Source organism: Pseudomonas sp. A34-9, assembly GCF_029543085.1.
Classification (GTDB): Bacteria; Pseudomonadota; Gammaproteobacteria; order Pseudomonadales; family Pseudomonadaceae; genus Aquipseudomonas.
The window spans coordinates 2620198-2639957 of sequence record NZ_CP119967.1 but is presented as its reverse complement, the minus strand read 5'-3'; the positions used below and the strand labels follow the sequence as shown (position 1 = coordinate 2639957).

Sequence of the window (19760 nt, the reverse complement as noted above, 5' to 3'; positions counted from 1 at the left end):
GCTCCTACACGGGATCAGCGTTTTACGGTGAGGTCGAGTTGGGTCATGCGGCTACGAACAGTGAACACCCCGTCACCGGAAAGAATCGCACTACGCGCAAACAAGCGCCCGCTCTCCCAGTTCGAAAGGCCCAGTTCCGGCTTGTTCAGTGCGTACTGCCCATCGACCCAACGGGTAATGCCATTGCCCACGAATGGCGCGTTGACTGCGTTGTAAAAATGCTCCTGAACCTGCGCATCTTCGCTGATCAACGACACGGTGAACTGCGGGCTGTAACGGTTGAACAGCGCAATCGCCTGATCCAGGTCGTCGACGATCATCAGGCTGACTTCCGGGGTTTCTTCCCATTCCCACTCGCGGCCCAACGCCGACTCCGCCAACGGCTCAGCCAGTGCTTCGGTCTGATAACCCTCGGCGCGATAGACCTCGACCGTCGCGTTCTGCCACTCACTCGGCAAGCAGCCTTCGCTGCCTTCGACGATGTGCAACTTGCAGCCCTGGCCACGCGCAATGCCGGCTTGTTGCAGCGCATCGAGAAACAACGGCACCAGTTCCGCCGCGCGATCACGCTGGATCAGGCACACGTTGAGGGTGTTGCACACTTTACGGTCCAGCGAGTTGCGCACCACGGCGGCAAAGCGTGTGGCGTCCGCAGCACGGTCCGCGATCAACCACGCACCACCTGTGCCGTGCAGGCTGACGGCGGTGCCGGCCTGCTGGGCAATACTGCCCAGCTGACTGACCGCACGACCCGAACCGCGCGCGACAGCCAACGACAAACGTCGATCAGCAAACATCGCCCAACCGGCGGCATGATTGACGCTTTCCACCAAGGACACCGCGCCCGGCGGCAGACCGGCGTCGGCCAGCGCCGGGTTCAAGGCGTGAGTGACGATAGCTTGCGCAGTGCCCAAGGCATCGCTGCCGATGCGCAGCACGGCGGTGTTGCCGGTGCGCAAGACACCGGCCGCGTCGGCAAACACGTTCGGCCGACCTTCAAAAACAAACGCGACGATGCCCAGAGGCGAAACCACTTGCTCGACCTTCCAGCCGTCGTGCTCGACGCTGCTGATGACTTTGCCGCGGGTGGCGGCCGCATCACGCCAGGCGCGCAGGCCGGCGATCATGTCGCGGCGCATGCGCTCATCAGCGAGCAGTCGGGTGGTGGAGCGGCCGCGCGCCTTGGCCCGTTCGATGTCGGCAAGGTTGGCGACTTCGATCTGCGCCCAGCACTCGGGGGTTTCCAGTCGTTGCGCGAACAGGTCGAAAAACTGGCTGATCGCCTCATCGGACACCGTCGACAGCGCGGTGAATGCTGCTGCTGCGTGCTCGATCGCCACAGACGCCGCTTGCTGATCCGCCACGGGGATCAGCAGCAACTCGCCACTGACCTGCTCGACCAGCAGGTGGTCACCGGGCTGAAAGCGCGCAGCCAGTTCGGGGCTGACCACGGTGACGCGGTTACCGGCGAAAGGGATCGGCGTGCCAGCGACTAGACGTTCGAGCGCAAGAGACATGAAGCGGATTCACCATGCAGGGGGCGGCCGGAAAATGTATAGGAACACCCTCTCCCCAGGCAACACAAAACCCTTGTGGACAACAACATCCTGTGGGAGCGAGCCTGCTCGCGAAAGCGGTGGATCTGAGACATCAATGTTGGCTGACCTGACGCCTTCGCGAGCAGGCTCGCTCCCACAGGGTTTTTTAGTGTTTGGCGGACGGGTCAGAAGACTGACCAGCCAATCCGCGCGCTAAGCATCTCCAGCGCCGCCATCCCCGCCAGTGAATTGCCGGCGGCATTCAGCTCTGGCGACCACACGCAAACCGTGAACTGCCCCGGCACCACCGCGACAATCCCACCGCCGACGCCACTCTTGCCCGGCAAGCCGACGCGGTACGCGAAGTTGCCCGCTTCGTCATACAGCCCGCTGGTGGCCATGATCGAGTTGACCTGCTGGGTTTGCCGACGCGTCAGGATCTGTTCGCCACTGTGTTTGCAAAAACCGTCGTTGGCCAGAAAGCAGAACGCCCGGGCCAGATCAATGCAGTTCATGCGCAATGCGCAGTGGCTGAAATAGCTGCGCAGCACCGCTTCGACATCGTTGTGAAAATTGCCGAACGACTGCATCAGATACGCCATCGCCGCATTGCGCGCGCGATGCTGGTATTCGGAGTCGGCGACTTTGCCGTCGATCATGATCTGCGGATTGCCGGACAGGCGCCGGACGAAATCGCGCATCGACAGGGTCGGTGCAGCAAAGCGCGACTGGTTGATATCGCAGATCACCAGCGCGCCGGCATTGATGAACGGGTTGCGTGGCCGACCGCGCTCGAATTCCAGTTGCACCAGCGAGTTGAACGGTTGCCCGGACGGCTCGTGACCGAGGCGCTCCCAGATCGCTTCGCCGGAATGATCGATCGCCTGCACCAGGCTGAACACCTTGGAAATACTCTGCACCGAGAACGGCGTCTCGGCGTCACCGGCGCAGTACATCTCGCCGTCGTTGCCGTACACGGCGATGCCCAGTTGATTCGCCGGCACGGTGCCGAGGGCAGGAATGTAGTCAGCCACCTTGCCCTGCCCGATCAACGGGCGGACAGCGTCAAGAATCTCGTTCAACAGCGCTTGCATGCCGGGTTCCGAAGTCTCGCCCCATGGGATTGCGGGGACACTGGGGCTAGACGCTGCGCCCGCCCGTCGAATCACACCGGCCGCCATCGCACTGCATGTTCTAGGCTCAAGCGCACATTCAAAACGCGAGAGCACCCATGCACCTCGAAGGCTCCTGCCATTGCGGCGAGGTCACATTCAGCCTGACCAGCGCCCACCCCTACCCTTATCAACGCTGCTATTGCTCGATCTGCCGCAAGACTCAGGGCGGCGGCGGTTATGCGATCAACCTCGGCGGCGACGCGACCAGCCTCAAGGTGCGCGGACGCAAACACATCAGCGTCTATCACGCGAAGATGAAAGACGCCGGTGACCAGCGCGCTCATCGCAGCACCGCCGAGCGGCATTTCTGTTCACTGTGCGGCAGCGGGTTGTGGCTGTTCAGCCCGGAGTGGCCTGAGCTGATCCACCCGTTTGCATCGGCCATCGACACACCGTTGCCGGTGCCGCCGGAGCACACGCATCTGATGCTCGGCTCGAAAGCGCCATGGGTGGAAGTCGAGGCCAAAACCAAAGACCAACAGTTCGACGTCTACCCCGAAGAGTCCATCGCCCAGTGGCATGAACGCCTGAACTTGACCCGATAGATCCATGGCAAACATAAATCCCTGTGGGAGCGAGCTTGCTCGCGAAGGCGTCCGGTCAGTCAGCATTGATATTTCTGACCCGGCGCTTTCGCGAGCAAGCTCGCTCCCACAGGTTTTTTCATCGTTCTTGATTCGGCGCAGTTCCCTTTTCCCGCATTCGTTCGGTTAACCCCTCAGAAGCACTTCAACTACCGATCGATTCGATGCAAAGGGATCTCCATGTCGCACGTCCGTTTCCGTTTTGCCTTGTGCCCACTGGCACTGGCCCTGCTGAGCATTTCTGCCAACGCCGCTGAAAAAACCGACCAGACCCTGCAACTGGGCGCCACCAATATTTCCGCTCAAGGCCTGGGCGCCACCACCGAAGACACTCGCGCTTACACCACCGGCGCCATGTCTTCGGCCACTGGCTTGCCGCTGTCGATCCGCGAAACCCCGCAGTCGGTGACCGTCATCACTCGCCAGCAAATGGACGATCGCGGCGTGCAAAGCATCGGCGATGCACTGCGCAATACCCCCGGCATTTCCATGCAGAAGTACGACAGCGACCGTACCGAGTTTTCCGCGCGCGGCCTGGCGATCACCAACTTCCAGTACGACGGCATCAATATTCCCTACGATGGCGTCTACGGCGAGAACCCGAACAACGGCGATGACGCCGCCAGCATCGACCGCATTGAAATCATCAAGGGCGCGACCGGCCTGATGACCGGTTCCGGCGACCCGTCGGCCACGGTCAACCTGATCCGCAAGAAGCCGACCAAAGCGTTCAAAGCGTCGCTCAGCGGCACGGTCGGCTCATGGGATGCCTATCGCACCGTGGGTGATATTTCCGGTTCGCTGACGGAGTCGGGCAACGTGCGCGGACGTTTCGTCGGCGCCTATTCCGATCAGAATTCCTACCTGGATCACTACAGCCAGCGCAAAGACCTGTTCTACGGCATCCTCGAAGCTGACCTCAGCGACGACACCTTGCTGACCTTTGGCGTCGACAAATCCAGCACGACGCCACGCGGCTCGTCGTGGACCGGCAACCCGGTGTATTTCGCCGATGGCGGGCGCACTGATTTCGGCCGCCACTTCAACTCTGCCGCCGACTGGAGCCGCCGCGATTTCGACAACATCACCTACTTCGCATCCCTGGAGCAGGCGCTGGCCAATGACTGGAAATTCAAGGTCAGCCTCGACCAGAAAACCACCGATCACGATACGCGCCTGGCCTCGGCCAGCGGCGGTAATCCGAACCGCGCCAGCGGTGAAGGCATGTTCATGTACTGGGGCCGCTGGGAAGGTCACCGCGTGCAGAACACCGCAGACGTCAACGTCTCCGGCCCGTTCACCCTGGGCGGTCGCGAACATGAACTGATCGCCGGGGTCATGACCTCGCACTCGCGCCAGACCGGCGCGACCTACGACACCAGCGCTTTTTCCGAAGTCCCCGGCAGCATCTACGACTGGGACGGCAATCTGCCGAAACAGGACTTCCCGAAGAACGGCAAATACGAACGCACCCAGAGCCAGAACGGCATTTATCTGGCCACGCGCCTGCGTCCGACCGACGATCTTTCGGTGATCCTCGGCAGCCGCCTGAGCACTTTCAAATACAACGAAGACTACCGTTACAACCCGGGTGCCGGTCTCGACGACACCCACACCAGCTACAAGGAACATGGCGTGGTCACGCCTTACGCCGGGGCGATCTATGACCTCGACGATACCTACTCGCTGTATGCCAGCTACACCCGCATCTATCAGCCGCAAACCTACAAGGACGCCAACGGCTCGACCCTGGCCCCGGTCGAAGGCGACAGCTATGAAACCGGTTTGAAAGCGGCGTATTTCGACGGTCGTCTCAACGCCAGCCTGGCGTTCTTCCGCATCGAGCAGGACGGCGTGGCCGAGTCGATCGGCACCAACGCGGTGACCAACGAAGGCATCTACAAAGCCACCGACGGCGCCACCACCAAAGGCGTGGAGCTCGAACTGGCCGGCGAACTGGCCGAAGGCTGGAACGTCTCCGCCGGCTACACCTACGCGCGCACCCGTGATGCCGATGAGCAGCGTATGTACGGTTATCCGCTGTCGACCACCAAACCCGAGCATACGGTGCGCACCTTCACCACCTACCGCTTGCCAGGCGTGCTCGACAAGGTCACCGTCGGTGGCGGCGTGAGCTGGCAGAGTGCGTTCTACGGCAAGATCTACAGCGCCCCGGCGGGCGACTACACGCGGATCAAACAAGGCGGCTACACCCTCGTCGACCTGATGAGCCGCTATCAGTACAACGAGCACCTGAGCTTCACGGTCAACGCCAACAACGTGTTCGACAAGCGTTACCTGACGGGTCTGGGCAACTTCGACACCACGTTCTACGGTGAGCCGCGCAATCTGATGCTGACGACCAAGTGGGATTTCTGATCGTTAATAAACCTTGAATTGGCGGCGCCACGGATGGCCCCATCGCGAGCAGGCTGGCTCCCAAAAGGATCTGTGCTGTTCACAAATCCAATGTGGGAGCCAGCTTGCTCGCGAAGGGGCCGGCACAGATCGCGGCATTAATCCAGGTGCGCCCAGGTCATCCGGAACGACGCTCCACCCCAAGGCGAATCGCCCACTTCCACCTGCCCGCCATGGGACTGCGAGACCCGCCGCACCAACGCCAGGCCCAAACCAAACCCGCCGGTGCGGCGATCCCGGCTCGCGTCCAGCCGCGAAAACGGTTCAAAGATCTTCTCGCGCCCGTCCACCGGCACCCCCGGCCCATCGTCGTTGACTCGCACTTGGTAATAATCGCCCGTGCGCTCCAGTGTCACCTCAACCCGCTGCTCGGCGTAACGAATGGCGTTGCGCAGCAGATTGATCACCGCACGCGCCATGAATCGCGGCTCAATGCGCACGGTATCGAGCCGGCAATCACCGATCAGCAACTGCACCCCGGCCGCTTCGGCCTCCAGCGCGACGCTGCCGACCACGCTGTCGAGCCAATTGGCAGCCTGAATGTTTTCACGCTTGATCACCGTTGCGCCGCGCTCAAGGCTGGCGTAGGTCAACAGTTCCGACACCATTTCCTCGAGCTCGCCGAGGTCGGCGTACATGTCGGCAATCAGCTCGCGGTTCTGGCTGGCGTCCGGCTGCTGTTTGAGCTGGTCGAGCTCAAACGACAGCCGCGCAATCGGCGTGCGCAGTTCATGGGACACGGCGTTGGTCAGTTCTCGCTGATTGGCGATCAACCCTTCAATGCGTGCGGCCATCAGATTGAAGTGCTCGGCCAGATCGCGGATGTTCGAGCGTTTCGACAGTTGAATGCGCACCGCCAGATCGTTGTCGCCGAAACGCTCGGCGGCCAGGCGCAGCTTTTCCAGATCGCGCCAGTGCGGACGCACCCAGAAAAACAGCACGATGCCGATCAGCACGGCAATCATCAGGTAGGCAGCGGCGATGTAGAACGGCATCAGACTCGGCTCTGCCGGCAAGCGGATGCTGAGTAATTGCGGGCCATCGTCAATCGCGGAAATGTACTGGGTGTACTTGTCACGGATCACCAGCAACCCTTTGGCCAACTCGGCTTTTTCCGTTTCGCTCAGTGTCAGTTCAGAGGCGTCGACCAGCGTCAGTCCCAAGCCATAATGCGGGCGAATCGTTTCCAGCTGGTTTTCCCGGGCCGCGCCGTCGAGGTCACGCAACTGCTGAGCCAACGTCCACGCCTGCCCCCGCACGGCTTCGCGGTTGTAGTCCCGCATCTGATAATCGAGCAAGGCATCAAAGGTTCGCTCGACCGTCTGCAAGGCCAGCACCAGACCAATCGTCATGACCAGAAACAGCCCGAGAAATAACCGCAGCATCTACAGCTCCCACGCGAACGGATTGAACAGATAACCCTTGCCCCACACGGTCTTGATACACATCGGCTCGCGGGGGTTGTCCTTGAGCTTGTTGCGCAACTTGCTGATGTACACGTCGACGCTGCGGTTGAGGCCGTCGAAGGCAATCCCGCGCATGCGATTGAGGATGTCGTCACGCGACAGCACCTTGCCGGCGGCGCTGGCCAGTAACCACAGCAGCTCGAATTCCATGGTGGTCATTTCGATGACCTCGCCCGCCAGCCGCACTTCGCGACAACTGCGGTCAACGCTCAACTGGCCAAACTCCATAAAACTCACCACGTTGCTGTCCGGCACCTGTCGCCGTTGCAGCGCTCGCAACCGGGCCAGCAACACCGGCGGCTTGATTGGCTTGATCACGTAGTCATCGGCACCGGACTCCAGACCGAGAATGTGGTCGAGATCATCTTCCTTGGCGGTCAAAATCACGATCGGCGTGTCCGACACGCTGCGAATCTCGCGGCACACGTGCAAACCGCTCTGCCCCGGCAGCATCAGGTCGAGTACCACGACTTTCGGCTTGAATTCCAGAAAGGCAGCCACGGCCAGATCACCGCGCAGCACGGTGCGCACCTCGTAGCCGTGTTGTTCGAGGAAGTGGGCGATCAGCGCCGCCAGACGCTCATCGTCTTCCACCAGCAGGACTTTGCCAAAACCCAGGTTATCCATAACGACGTCTGCCGCCCATCTGTAAAGTGGTCGGCATTATGGCGGCAATCGCGGGCAAGGCGTTTATGGCGGGCAGCAAAAACCGGCCGCAGGGGCCGGTTTTCGGTGATGTTTCATACTCTTAAGAGTTTTTAACATTCACACGCTGATCGCTTCATCTGTAGGAGCTGCCGAAGACTGCGATCTTTTGATCCGGCTTCTTCAAAAGCAAAAGATCGCAGCCTTCGGCAGCTCCTACACGGAGTCATGTGGTGGCAGGCACGCCGCTGTGGAAGCGGAATTCTTCATCCGGCGACTCGATCAGCTCCTGCTCGGCGGCGCGGACTTTTTCGATGACCTGAGCAATATCCTTCGCATCGCCATACTGATAGGCCAGTTTCAGATAACCCTGAAAATGCCGTGCCTCGCTTTTCAGCAGGCCGAAGTAGAACTTGCCGAGCTCTTCGTCCAGGTGCGGCACCAGGGCTTCGAATCGCTCGCAACTGCGCGCTTCGATAAACGCGCCGACCACCAGCGTATCGACCAGTTTTACCGGCTCATGGCTACGCACCACCTTGCGCAAGCCCGAGGCATAACGGCCGGCGTGAAGCTGGCGCAGTTCGATCTTGCGCCGCTTCATGATGCGCATGACCTGTTCGTGGTGCACCAGTTCTTCCCGGGCCAGACGCGACATCATGTTGATCAGGTCGACGTGGGAATGGTACTTGGCTATCAGGCTCAGCGCGGTGCTGGCAGCCTTGAACTCGCAGTTCTTGTGGTCGATCAGCAGGGTTTCCTGATCGGCCAGGGCGGCCTGGACCCAGGCGTCTGGCGTGCGGCAGCCAAGGAATTCGTGGATTTCGGGAAGGATCATGGGGCTCACGGTAAAGGTGTTCGAGCGAAGGGCGCCGATTATACCGGCCTGCCCGCAGACCACCAGCCACCACCGTTGATATGCATCAAGTCGCAGCCTCATGAGCAGCAACTATAGTTGTGCAACGCCGTGCCTTTTCTTTGCTGGAGACTCCGCTCATGCAAGCCATTCGCAGCATTCTGGTGGTCATTGAACCCGAACATCCGGAAAGCCTGGCGCTCAAGCGCGCCAAGTTGATCGCCGGCGTGACCCAGGCCCACCTGCACCTGTTGGTGTGCGACAAGAAACACGACCACGCCGGCATGCTCAGCGTACTCAAAGCCGCGCTGCTGGCCGACGGCTACAGCGTGACCACCGAACAGGCGTGGAATGAGAGCCTGCACGAAACCATCATCGATGTGCAGCAGGCCGAGGGCTGCGGGCTGGTGATCAAGCAGCACTTCCCCGACAGCTCACTGAAAAAAGCCCTGCTGACCCCGGCGGACTGGAAACTGCTGCGTCACTGCCCGACCCCGGTGCTGCTGGTGAAAACCGCAGGTTCCTGGAAGGACAAAGTGATTCTGGCGGCGGTGGATGTGGGCAATGCCGATGGTGAACACCGGCATTTGCACACAACGATTATTGATCATGGCTATGACATTGCCAGTCTGGCCAAGGCGCATCTGCATGTAATCGCGGCGCATCCATCGCCGATGCTCTCGGCTGCCGACCCGACGCTGCAACTGAGCGAAACCATCGCGGCACGTTATCGCGAGCAATGCCGAGCGTTTCAGGCGGAATTCGATGTCGATGATGAGCATCTGCACATCGAAGAAGGCCCGGCGGATGTGTTGATTCCGTTCATGGCGCACAAGCTGCAGGCGGCAGTCACCGTGATTGGCACGGTGGCACGGACCGGGCTGTCAGGGGCGTTGATCGGCAATACGGCGGAAGTGGTGCTGGATGCGCTGGAGAGCGATGTGCTGGTGCTCAAGCCGCAGGAAGTTGAGGATCATCTGGTGGAGTTGGCGGTGAAACATTAGGTGCAAAAGATCGCAGCCTTCGGCAGCTCCTACAGGTAGAACGCATTTCCATGCAGGAGCTGCCGAAGGCTGCGATCTTTTGATGTTCAGGCGCCGAAGGCGTCTTTGAGAAAGCCCGGTGCGATGTAGCGCTGGTAGTGCGCTTCCGACAGCAGGAAGAATTCCCGATCAATGGCATCGCGCAATTCCGGCAGGTTCCAGTCGCGAAACTCCGGCAGCAACACCATTCCGTACGCTTCCAGATTAATGATCACTCGCGCCCCCCGGGCGATGAGCTGATACGCCCAGCAATATTCCGACTGATGCGGTACGAAGCGGATCTTGCGTTGTTCCAGCTGCTCGCGCAGGCGCGCCGAATCGAAAATCTCGACCTTGCCTGCCATCACTTGTGACAGCAATTGCTCCAGGCGCAACCACACCGCGCGCTTTTCCTCCTCGTTGTACCCATTCCAGTGGATCACTTCGTGGTGGAAACGCTTGCAGCCACGGCACACCAGATCACCGTAAACAGTGGAGCAGAGGCCGACGCAGGGGGTCTTGATGGTCTGATTGGGCATAAGATAGGCAAAACACTGAAACGCGGAACAGGTCGGCATGTTAGCCCTTTGTCAGGCATTGATCACCCCTCAAACATCAGGGTCTCAGACACACCGCGCGTTTGACCCGGCCACGCGCATTGCCACGAAAGTCCAATAGAGCCCGACTTACCTTTAAATTTTTTTTGCCGTAGAATCAGCCAGCCTTTTAAGGCGCCAATGTCCGTTAGAAGCTGTTTTCAAAGCGTCACGAGCACAGTCGTTCCTTCAGAGCGGTGTTGGCGAGGGATTTTTCCAGCGGGGAAAAATCCAGCGCCAACCCTCATCAGCTCCCCGTTCTGCAGGCGTAAAACTTTGAAAGCAGCTTCTGTAAGGAATTGCCGGTAATTCTGGCCAAACGACCCACAACGTCGTGAGGAGCATGAGTACGGCAATTTCGGGATGAGCGTCCCGGACACCCATTTGGGACCACTGATGAGGGTAATAACTGTGCTTGAAGCCTACCGCAAACATATCGAAGAGCGTGCAGCCCTGGGTATCGTTCCCCAGCCGCTTAACGCCGAACAAACAGCAGGCCTGGTCGAGCTGCTGAAAAACCCTCCGGCTGGCGAAGAAGAATTTCTCGTTGACCTGATCACCAATCGCATTCCACCAGGCGTGGACGAAGCGGCCTATGTCAAAGCCGGCTTCCTGTCTGCACTGGCCAAGGGCGAAGTATCCTCCCTTCTGCTGGACAAAAAGCGCGCTGTAGAACTGCTCGGCACCATGCAGGGCGGCTACAACATCGTCACTCTGGTTGAACTGCTGGACGACGCCGAGCTGGCGCCAGTCGCTGCCGCGCAACTCAAGCACACCCTGCTGATGTTCGATGCGTTCCACGACGTCGCGGAAAAAGCCAAGAACGGCAACGTTCACGCTAAAGCCGTGCTGCAATCCTGGGCTGATGGCGAGTGGTTCAAGAACCGTCCGACCCTGGCCGACAAGATCAGCCTGCGCGTGTTCAAGGTCACCGGCGAAACCAACACCGACGACCTGTCCCCTGCTCCAGATGCCTGGTCGCGTCCAGACATCCCGCTGCACGCCCTGGCCATGCTGAAAATGGCCCGTGACGGCATCGTTCCTGATCAGCAGGGCGCCATCGGCCCGATGAAGCAGATCGAAGAAATGCGCGGTCAAGGCTTCCCGATCGCCTACGTCGGTGACGTGGTCGGTACCGGTTCGTCGCGTAAATCGGCCACCAACTCGGTGCTGTGGTTCTTCGGCGATGACGTCCCTTACGTGCCGAACAAGCGTGCTGGCGGTTTCTGCTTCGGCAGCAAAATCGCTCCGATCTTCTACAACACCATGGAAGATGCTGGCGCACTGCCAATCGAGTTCGACGTTTCCAACATGAACATGGGCGACGTGATCGACCTGTATCCGCATGCTGGCAAAGTCTGCAAACACGGCACCGACGAAGTCCTGACCACCTTCGAAATGAAGACCCCGGTCCTGTTGGACGAAGTGCGTGCCGGCGGCCGTATTCCGCTGATCATCGGCCGTGGCCTGACCGAGAAGGCTCGCGCCGAACTGGGTCTGCCACCGTTCGACCTGTTCAAGAAGCCTGATGCACCGATTGAAAGCACCAAGGGTTACACCCTGGCGCAGAAAATGGTCGGCAAGGCTTGCGGTCTGGCAGAAGGCAAAGGCATCCGTCCTGGCACCTACTGCGAACCGAAAATGACCACCGTGGGTTCTCAGGACACCACCGGTCCAATGACCCGTGACGAACTGAAAGACCTGGCGTGCCTGGGCTTCTCGGCTGATCTGGTGATGCAGTCCTTCTGCCACACCGCGGCGTATCCAAAGCCGATCGACGTGACCACCCACCACACCCTGCCTGACTTCATCATGACCCGCGGCGGCGTTTCCCTGCGTCCGGGCGACGGCATCATCCACTCGTGGCTGAACCGCATGCTGCTGCCAGACACCGTCGGTACCGGTGGTGACTCGCACACCCGTTTCCCGATGGGCATTTCGTTCCCGGCCGGTTCTGGCCTGGTTGCGTTTGCTGCGGCCACCGGCGTTATGCCGCTGGACATGCCGGAATCGATCCTGGTGCGCTTCAAAGGCAAAATGAAACCTGGCATCACCCTGCGTGACCTGGTTCATGCCATTCCGTACTTCGCTATCCAGAACGGTCTGCTGACCGTCGAGAAGAAAGGCAAGAAAAACGCCTTCTCCGGCCGCATCCTGGAAATCGAAGGCCTGGAAGGTCTGACCCTGGAGCAGGCGTTCGAACTGTCCGACGCCTCGGCCGAACGTTCGGCTGCCGGTTGCACCATCAAGCTGTCGAAAGAGTCGATCACCGAGTACCTGAACTCCAACATCACCCTGCTGCGCTGGATGATCGGCGAAGGTTACGGCGATGCGCGTACCCTGGAACGTCGTGCCCAAGCGATGGAAGCCTGGGTTGCCAACCCTGAGCTGATGGAAGCCGATGCCGACGCCGAATACGCCGAAATCATCGAAATCGATCTGGCCGACATCAGCGAGCCGGTATTGTGCGCGCCGAACGATCCGGACGACGCCCGTCTGCTGTCCAGCGTTGCTGGCGAGAAGATCGACGAAGTGTTCATCGGTTCGTGCATGACCAACATCGGTCACTTCCGCGCTGCCGGTAAACTGCTGGATCAGGTCAAGGGTCAGCTGCCAACCCGTCTGTGGCTGTCGCCGCCGACCAAAATGGACGCTCACCAATTGACCGAAGAAGGCTACTACGGCATCTACGGCAAGGCTGGCGCACGCATGGAAATGCCAGGCTGCTCGCTGTGCATGGGTAACCAGGCACGCGTTGAGCCGAACAGCACCGTGGTGTCGACGTCGACCCGTAACTTCCCGAACCGTCTGGGCGACGGCGCGAACGTCTACCTGGCTTCGGCTGAGCTGGCGTCCGTGGCTTCGATCCTGGGTCGCCTGCCGACCGTCGAGGAGTACATGGAATACGCTGGCAAGATCGACAGCATGGCGGCCGATATCTACCGCTACCTGTCCTTCGACCAGATCGCCGAGTTCCGTGAAGCTGCTGCGAACGCCAACATCCCGGTCGTTCAAGCCTAACGCTGCAACGCGCTGAAAAACGCCGCCCATCGTCAGATGTGCGGCGTTTTTTATGCCTTGGAATACCGTCCCCTGTAGGAGTGAGCCTGCTCGCGATAGCGGTGTGTCAGATACATTTGTATCGACTGACACACCGCTATCGCGAGCAGGCTCACTCCTACAAGGGATTATGTGTTGAGTTTGAGGGCTTGCCGGACCGCGCCATCAACGCTCAGCCCGCTAAGCGTCACGCCATTGGCCGACACTTCGGGCAACGCCTCCAGCACCACCAACGCCCCATGCTTGAGTCGGGCCAGAATCAGCCGCTTGCCCTCCTGATGCACACGCAGGAAAAACTCCTGCATCGCCTCGATACTGGTGCCATCCAGATCCGGCGTTTCCTCCAGACTCAAAATCACCGTGTGCACCGGCGCATCCGCATGCCGAATCAAGCGTAACGCCGCACCGAGGATCCGCTCGACATTGGCAAAGAACAACGCCTCGCCCGGCCGTACGATCAACACCCCCGGCTCGGTGATTGCCGTCGGATGGCGCTGCTGATCAACGAAGTCATGCCCGCCATCAATTCGTCCGAGCACTTGAATGTCCGCCGAGGACATCTGCTTGAGCATCAGCAAGACACTGATCGCCACCGCCACCAGCAAACCGTCCAGCACGCCGAGCACCAGCACCGCGGCCACCGCGCACAGCACCAGCACGCGATCGCGACGCCAGATGAAGTAACGCCCCAATGGCTGCAGACTCAAACCGCGACCCAACGCGTGCATGACAATCGCCGCCAATACCGGCTCAGGGGTCAAAGCGATCCACGGCAACACGGTCAGCACGATGATCAGCACCACCAATGCCGCCACCGCGCCGGCCCAACGTGATGTGGCGCCCGCCGCTTCATTCGCCGACGTCGCCGAATAGCCCGCCCCCGCCGGCATGCCATGGAACAACCCGGACAACAGGTTCGACGCGCCCAGCGCCAGCAAATCGCGGTTGGACGTCACGCGGTCACCATGTTTGAGCGCGTACGCACTGATCGAGCCGTAAGACTCCGCGTACAGAATCATCACCAGCGCAAACCCCACCTCCCCCAGTCGCAGCCAGTCGGCGAACGGTAATACCGGCAGGTTGGGCACTTCCAGGCTGAGGTCGATAATGCCGATCATCTTCACGCCGTACGCCGGCAGGTTCAGCCATTGTCCGGCAGCGATGCCGATCACCACCACCAGCAAACCACCGGGCAATCGTGGCAACCGCGAAAACACCGCCAACAGAATCAATGCCACTGCCGCAACAGCCGCCGCCGGCCAGTTCCACTGCGGCAATTGCGCCAGCAACTGTGGGGCGAAGCGCACCAGATTGGCGTCGGTCAGATGCACGCCGACCACACTGGCGACCTGCTTGAGAATGATCGTCAGCGCCAAGCCGAAGGCAAACCCGCGCAACACCGGTTTGGCAATGAACGCCGTAACGCTGCCCAGACGAAAGATCCCGGCCAGCACAAACAGCGCGCCCGTGACCAATACCAGGCCGACCGCCAGCGTCGCGCGCAATTGCGGGTCACCATTGGCCAGCGTTGCCGTAGCCGCCGCCAGTACGGCTGCTGAAGATGATGTCGCCGAAACAATGGCAAAACGACTGGTGCCAAACAGCCCATAACAGAGCAACCCGGCAAACAGGGCGATCACCCCGGCCTGGGGCGCGAGCGCGGCGATGGTCGAATAGGCCACCGCTTCGGGCAGCAACAGCCCGGCGATCGACAGACCGGCGAGTACATCCCGCCAGCGATCGGGTTGTTCAACGAGTTGCGGGGCGCTCGACAATCCACTGTCTCCAGACGAAAAAAAACCGCTGTGCGCATCACGCACAGCGGCCACTGTAGCTGAGTATCCGAGGCTTTGGCTTACGCCGTCAGGGAATAAATCAACGCCGAAATTGCCACCAGGCCCACGGCGGTGACAAACACGTTCGACGCCTGACCACGATAGCGGGCCATCGCCGGCACCTTACGGATGGCGTACATCGGCATCAGGAACAGAATCGCCGCGATCACCGGGCCGCCGATGGTTTCGATCATGCCCAGAATGCTCGGGTTCAGCGTCGCCACAATCCAGCAGATCACCAGCATGAACGCCGCGACGATGCGATCCAGTGCCTTGGCGCCCGGACGCTTGCCGCTTTTGATGATCAAGCCCTTCAGGCCTTCGCTGGCACCGATGTAGTGACCGAGGAACGACTTGGAGATCGCCACAAACGCAATCAACGGCGCGGCGAAAGCGATGGTCGGATTGCTGAAGTGGTTGGCCAGGTACGACAGGATCGACAGATTCTGCGCCTTGGCCTCGGCCAGTTGTTCCGGCGACAGGGTCAGCACGCAACTGAAGACGAAGAACAGCACCATCACCACCATCAACAGGTGGGCACGGCAGAGGATCTGCGAGCTGCGCTGGTCGGCGTTAGCGCCGTAACGACGCTTCTGATCCACTGCAAACGCCGAGATGATCGGCGAGTGGTTGAACGAAAACACCATCACCGGAATCGCCAGCCACAAGGTGTGCAGCAACGCCGACGGTGCCGGCACCTGCGAAGCGGTGGCGAGGATGCCGCCGTTCCAGTGCGGAATCAGGTACACCGCGAGGAACAACAGCGCGACGATGAACGGGTACACCATCAGGCTCATCGCCTTGACGATCGCCTGCTCGCCGCAACGCACCACGGCCAGCAGGCCGAGGATCAGCACCAACGACAGCCAGATGCGCGGCGGCGGTGTGATGTGCAATTGGTGTTCGAGGAAACTGGCGACCGTGTTGGTCAGACCGACGCTGTAGATCAGCAGGATCGGGAAGATCGCGAAGAAGTACAGCAAGGTGATCAGCGCACCGGCCTTGATGCCGAAATGCTCCTCGACCACGTCGGTGATGTCGGCGCCTTCGCGACCGGAGAGCACAAAGCGGGTCAGGCCACGGTGTGCGTAGAACGTCATAGGGAAGGCCAGCAGCGCGAGGATCACCAGCGGCCAGAAGCCACCCAGCCCTGCGTTGATCGGCAAAAACAGGGTACCGGCGCCGATGGCCGTCCCAAACAGTCCCAACATCCAGGTGGTGTCCTGGCGATTCCAGCTCGAAAGTTCAGCGGGTGCTGCTGCGTCAAAGCGCTCTTCGACGCTATTGGCCTGATCATTCATCCGGTCGGATCTCCGCATTCCGGTCACTTGCCACTCGGTCAGGACGCGTCGGAAAAAACCGACAGACATGCTCCGGCCGAAACAGGGGCGCGATTCTCCGCGATAAATGAGCAGAAGCAAAGACTTAGCTGAGGAATGGTTGTGCGGAGCAGATCAGAGGGGTGTCGTTTTTGAGAAATCATCTGTCGTACATGAGTATCCACGCTGTCGTTAACAGGCATGTGCAACGGTATTCAGATGGCTCGGGCCAACATCATCACGAAAACGATCCCCACCGCGCCCATCAACATTCCAAGACTAAATAGCAAAACCGTTTCACGCCTTTCGGCTTTGCGAAAGGGCTTCATGGCTTCTCTGAACTCAAACTCCTCTTGATACAGACGGTCTATCCTGGCTCTGCTTTCCTCTGTGCTCATACTGCCTCCTTCCCTTTTCTTGGTGCTCTGGGTCAACGCGTAGGCGCAACGGCAACCTGCCGCGCACTCTTACAGCTTCAAATACAACCCTACGGCGGTGGCGATCGCAGTCAATGCCCCAGCCCCCACCACAACGGGATACAAAAAAGTCTCAAGTTTCAGTTTTGCTTCCTCCGCCAGGAACTTGCGCCTCTCCGCGCCGAGCTTTTGGGTTTCCGTCTGTAGCCTTTCGAGCTCCACATTTTTGTGGTCATCAAGATGCATGAACCTTCCTTGGCTGCTGGCGGTTAACGCAAGGGAAGCTTTTCCACCCTGGACCACCTCCCATTGCTGTCCCATGATTTCGCGTTAACGGTTCGCCGGATAGCAGATGGATCTGCCGAATTCGTAGGCAAAATCCGCGAATTTCGTAGGTCGCCTCATACAAAAACAGCGGCGAGGTCATCCCCCATCCTTTCAATTTACTCGAGATGTTCTAGCGTCAATGAGTCCCCTGAACCCCGGAGTCTCTGCCCATGCCCCTCGTCCGCGTCGACATCAAACAGCACACCGATCCCACTTTCGCCAAACGCATCGGCGAGCAGATCTACGCCGCCATGCGCAGCACGATCAATGTCCCGGAGCATGACAACTTCCAGATCCTCGCCGAACACGACGGCGAGCATTTCATCTTCGACCCGCAATACCTGGGCATCCAGCGCAGTGAGCGTCTGGTGATCATCCAGATCAGCCTCAACGAAGGTCGAACCCTGGAGCAGAAAAAAGCCCTGTACCAGACCATCGCCCATAACCTGAACACGCAATTGGGCATCCGCCTCGAAGACGTGTTCATCAACCTGGTGGAAGTAAAAAAGGAAAACTGGTCATTCGGTAAAGGCATCGCTCAATACGCCAGTTGACAGTGGCGCGACGGCGCCAGCATGATCGGCCCATGAACCTTTGCGCGCTGCAACTCACCCCTACCACCACAACCGCCACCGGCGGGTCGTGGTGTTGGCGCGTGAGGTAACTCCAGCGCAGCAAACCCAAGGCCCCGCCAGCAATGGACGGGGCCTTGTTGTTTCTCCCGTCCGTGCGGCATCTGCAGCAATCAAGGAGAACCACCATGCCCGCAGCACTGTTGATCATCGATATGCAGGTCGGTCTGTTCCACGGGCCGGAAACGCCCCACGACGGCGAACGGGTGCTCGCCAATATCCGCCACCTGATCGCTCAGGCTCGCCAGCATCGAGTGCCGATCTTCGCCGTGCGCCACACCGGCCCGCAGGGTTCGCCAATCGCCGCCGGCAGCCCCTTCTGGCAATTGCTGCCAGCGCTTGAACTGGACGCTGAAATCGACACCCTCTTCGATAAATCCCGCCCCAACGCCTTCCACGCTACCGGGCTGGCGCAGCAACTCAGCGCCGCGCAAGTCGACGACCTATATATAGTCGGCATGAAAAGCCAGTTCTGCATCGACAGCACCTGCCGCGCCGCCGCCGATTCAGGTTTCAAACCGCTGCTGGTCGCCGATGCCCACACTTGCATGGACACGCCAGCGCTGCCAGCCCAAGCCATCATTGACCATCACAACGCCACCCTCGGCGCGGCCTTCGCCCGACTGATCAACTGTGCCGACGTCAGCTTCTGACGAAGCGCCAGGCCGCTCCCCACATCAGCTCCTACACTGCCTGATGCGGGATAGCGGCCAGCATTGCCAAACCGCTCTGGAATCAGCACTCTGAAACACATTTGATGCCCCGACCCCGACGTTCACAGGAGCCGCGCAATGCCCGCAACCGTTCTGGTACTGGTTGAAACCATCAATGACTACTTGCCGATTCTCGAACATCAGGGCTTTCACCTGATCCTCGCCCCCACACCCGCCGAACGTGCGCAAGCGATCGCTACCCACGGTAGCCGCATCGACGCGGTGCTGACCCGTGGCCCGCTGGGCCTGACCGCCGACGAAATTGCCGCCCTGCCGGCGTTGAAAATCATCACGGTCATTGGCGCCGGCTACGAGCACGTCGACCTGCAGGCCGCGAGCGACCGCGGCATCACCGTCACCAACGGCGCCGGGGTCAATGCCTCGTCGGTGGCCGACCACGCGATGGCCATGTTATTGGCGCTGGTACGGGATATTCCGCGTTGCGACGCTGCGGTGCGCCGGGGTGAATGGCCGAAGATCATGCGGCCATCGCTGGCCGGTAAACGGCTGGGGATTCTCGGGCTGGGCGCGGTGGGCATGGCGATTGCCAAACGCGCAAATCTCGGCTTCGACATGCAGATCAGCTATCACAGCCGCCAGCTACGCAACGATGTGCCTTACGCGTTCTGCTCGACGCCGACCGAACTGGCGCGGGCCTCGGATTTCCTGATCGTCGCCACGCCGGGCGGCATCGGTACACAGCATCTGATCACCCGCGCGGTACTCGATGCATTGGGGCCGAAAGGCTTTATCGTCAACATTGCCCGCGCCAGTGTGATCGCCACGGCGGATCTGATCACGGCCCTTGAACAACGCCGGATTGCCGGCGCCGCGCTGGATGTGTTCGATCACGAGCCGCAAGTGCCGGATGCGCTGAAGACCCTGAGCAATGTGCTGCTGACACCGCACGTTGCCGGCCTGTCTCCGGAAGCGACTCAGGGCACCGTGGAACTGGTGGGCAAAAACCTCACGGCATTTTTCTCCGGGCAACCGGTACTCACACCGATCGCACTTCCTCCAAGGCTCGACAACCAACGCGTGCACTGACCACAACCCCAGTCCTGCGGTAGCTCCTGCACAGGGGCTGTCGCGCTTATTCGGAACGCTGATTATCCGGCAACACGCTAACCTATAAGACCGACCTGGGCTTGTGACTGCCCG

Annotated in this window: 17 protein-coding genes; 7 read left to right on the top strand and 10 right to left on the bottom strand. The window is 60.3% G+C overall.

The window, feature by feature from the left end:
- Positions 1–14: 14 nt before the first annotated feature.
- Together P3G59_RS11835 and glsB are read right to left on the bottom strand one after the other, a co-directional pair.
- Complete coding sequence (locus tag P3G59_RS11835) at positions 15–1517, bottom strand: aldehyde dehydrogenase family protein (protein WP_277761675.1); 1503 nt, start codon at positions 1515–1517, stop codon at positions 15–17.
- A gap of 206 nt (positions 1518–1723) precedes the next feature.
- Positions 1724–2632, bottom strand: coding sequence for a glutaminase B (glsB, locus tag P3G59_RS11830; RefSeq protein WP_007911001.1), 909 nt, complete (start codon positions 2630–2632; stop codon positions 1724–1726).
- A 137-nt stretch (positions 2633–2769) separates the two neighbouring features.
- On the opposite strand from glsB, the gene P3G59_RS11825 reads away from it, so the two are divergent.
- Together P3G59_RS11825 and P3G59_RS11820 are read left to right on the top strand one after the other, a co-directional pair.
- Positions 2770–3258 (top strand): GFA family protein, encoded by a 489-nt coding sequence (locus P3G59_RS11825; RefSeq protein ID WP_277761674.1) that lies wholly within the window; start codon positions 2770–2772, stop codon positions 3256–3258.
- A gap of 219 nt (positions 3259–3477) precedes the next feature.
- Positions 3478–5676 (top strand): TonB-dependent siderophore receptor, encoded by a 2199-nt coding sequence (locus P3G59_RS11820; protein ID WP_277761673.1) that lies wholly within the window; start codon positions 3478–3480, stop codon positions 5674–5676.
- 137 nt (positions 5677–5813) lie between these two features.
- On the opposite strand, the gene P3G59_RS11815 is transcribed toward P3G59_RS11820, so the two are convergent.
- From P3G59_RS11815 to miaE, 3 genes are all read right to left on the bottom strand, one after another.
- Entirely contained in the window at positions 5814–7100 is a 1287-nt protein-coding gene (locus P3G59_RS11815; RefSeq protein ID WP_277761672.1) for an ATP-binding protein, read from the bottom strand.
- A complete protein-coding gene (locus tag P3G59_RS11810) occupies positions 7101–7808 on the bottom strand; it encodes a winged helix-turn-helix domain-containing protein (RefSeq protein ID WP_277761671.1) in 708 nt (235 codons plus the stop codon). It abuts the gene before it with no gap.
- Positions 7809–8052: 244 nt separating this feature from the next.
- A complete protein-coding gene (gene miaE / locus P3G59_RS11805; protein WP_277761670.1) occupies positions 8053–8661 on the bottom strand; it encodes a tRNA isopentenyl-2-thiomethyl-A-37 hydroxylase MiaE in 609 nt (202 codons plus the stop codon).
- A 158-nt stretch (positions 8662–8819) separates the two neighbouring features.
- Between miaE and P3G59_RS11800 the strand changes: the two genes are divergently transcribed.
- Positions 8820–9683 (top strand): universal stress protein, encoded by an 864-nt coding sequence (locus P3G59_RS11800; RefSeq protein ID WP_277761669.1) that lies wholly within the window; start codon positions 8820–8822, stop codon positions 9681–9683.
- 86 nt (positions 9684–9769) lie between these two features.
- Here P3G59_RS11800 and P3G59_RS11795 read toward each other — a convergent pair whose 3' ends face one another.
- Complete coding sequence (locus P3G59_RS11795) at positions 9770–10240, bottom strand: DUF1289 domain-containing protein (RefSeq protein ID WP_038366489.1); 471 nt, start codon at positions 10238–10240, stop codon at positions 9770–9772.
- A 468-nt stretch (positions 10241–10708) separates the two neighbouring features.
- Between P3G59_RS11795 and acnB the strand changes: the two genes are divergently transcribed.
- Positions 10709–13318 carry a bifunctional aconitate hydratase 2/2-methylisocitrate dehydratase gene (gene acnB, locus P3G59_RS11790; RefSeq protein WP_277762138.1) on the top strand — a complete coding sequence of 870 codons (2610 nt, stop codon included), beginning with the start codon at positions 10709–10711 and terminating at the stop codon, positions 13316–13318.
- Between the two features lie 167 nt (positions 13319–13485).
- On the opposite strand, the gene P3G59_RS11785 is transcribed toward acnB, so the two are convergent.
- From P3G59_RS11785 to P3G59_RS11770, 4 genes are all read right to left on the bottom strand, one after another.
- The gene (locus tag P3G59_RS11785; RefSeq protein ID WP_277761668.1) at positions 13486–15132 is read right to left on the bottom strand and encodes a SulP family inorganic anion transporter; all 1647 of its coding nucleotides are present in this window, start codon (positions 15130–15132) and stop codon (positions 13486–13488) included.
- An 80-nt stretch (positions 15133–15212) separates the two neighbouring features.
- Entirely contained in the window at positions 15213–16493 is a 1281-nt protein-coding gene (locus tag P3G59_RS11780) for a serine/threonine transporter (RefSeq protein ID WP_277761667.1), read from the bottom strand.
- 233 nt (positions 16494–16726) lie between these two features.
- Positions 16727–16909 (bottom strand): hypothetical protein, encoded by a 183-nt coding sequence (locus tag P3G59_RS11775; RefSeq protein ID WP_277761666.1) that lies wholly within the window; start codon positions 16907–16909, stop codon positions 16727–16729.
- A 69-nt stretch (positions 16910–16978) separates the two neighbouring features.
- Positions 16979–17173: a hypothetical protein gene (locus tag P3G59_RS11770; RefSeq protein WP_277761665.1), complete on the bottom strand. Its 195-nt coding sequence runs from the start codon at positions 17171–17173 to the stop codon at positions 16979–16981.
- A 251-nt stretch (positions 17174–17424) separates the two neighbouring features.
- On the opposite strand from P3G59_RS11770, the gene P3G59_RS11765 reads away from it, so the two are divergent.
- The 3 genes from P3G59_RS11765 (at position 17425) to P3G59_RS11755 (ending at position 19646) form a co-directional block, all read left to right on the top strand.
- Positions 17425–17808 (top strand): tautomerase family protein, encoded by a 384-nt coding sequence (locus P3G59_RS11765; protein WP_277761664.1) that lies wholly within the window; start codon positions 17425–17427, stop codon positions 17806–17808.
- A gap of 206 nt (positions 17809–18014) precedes the next feature.
- Positions 18015–18539 (top strand): cysteine hydrolase family protein, encoded by a 525-nt coding sequence (locus tag P3G59_RS11760; protein ID WP_277761663.1) that lies wholly within the window; start codon positions 18015–18017, stop codon positions 18537–18539.
- Between the two features lie 138 nt (positions 18540–18677).
- Complete coding sequence (locus P3G59_RS11755; RefSeq protein WP_277761662.1) at positions 18678–19646, top strand: 2-hydroxyacid dehydrogenase; 969 nt, start codon at positions 18678–18680, stop codon at positions 19644–19646.
- The last annotated feature ends 114 nt before the right edge of the window (positions 19647–19760 follow it).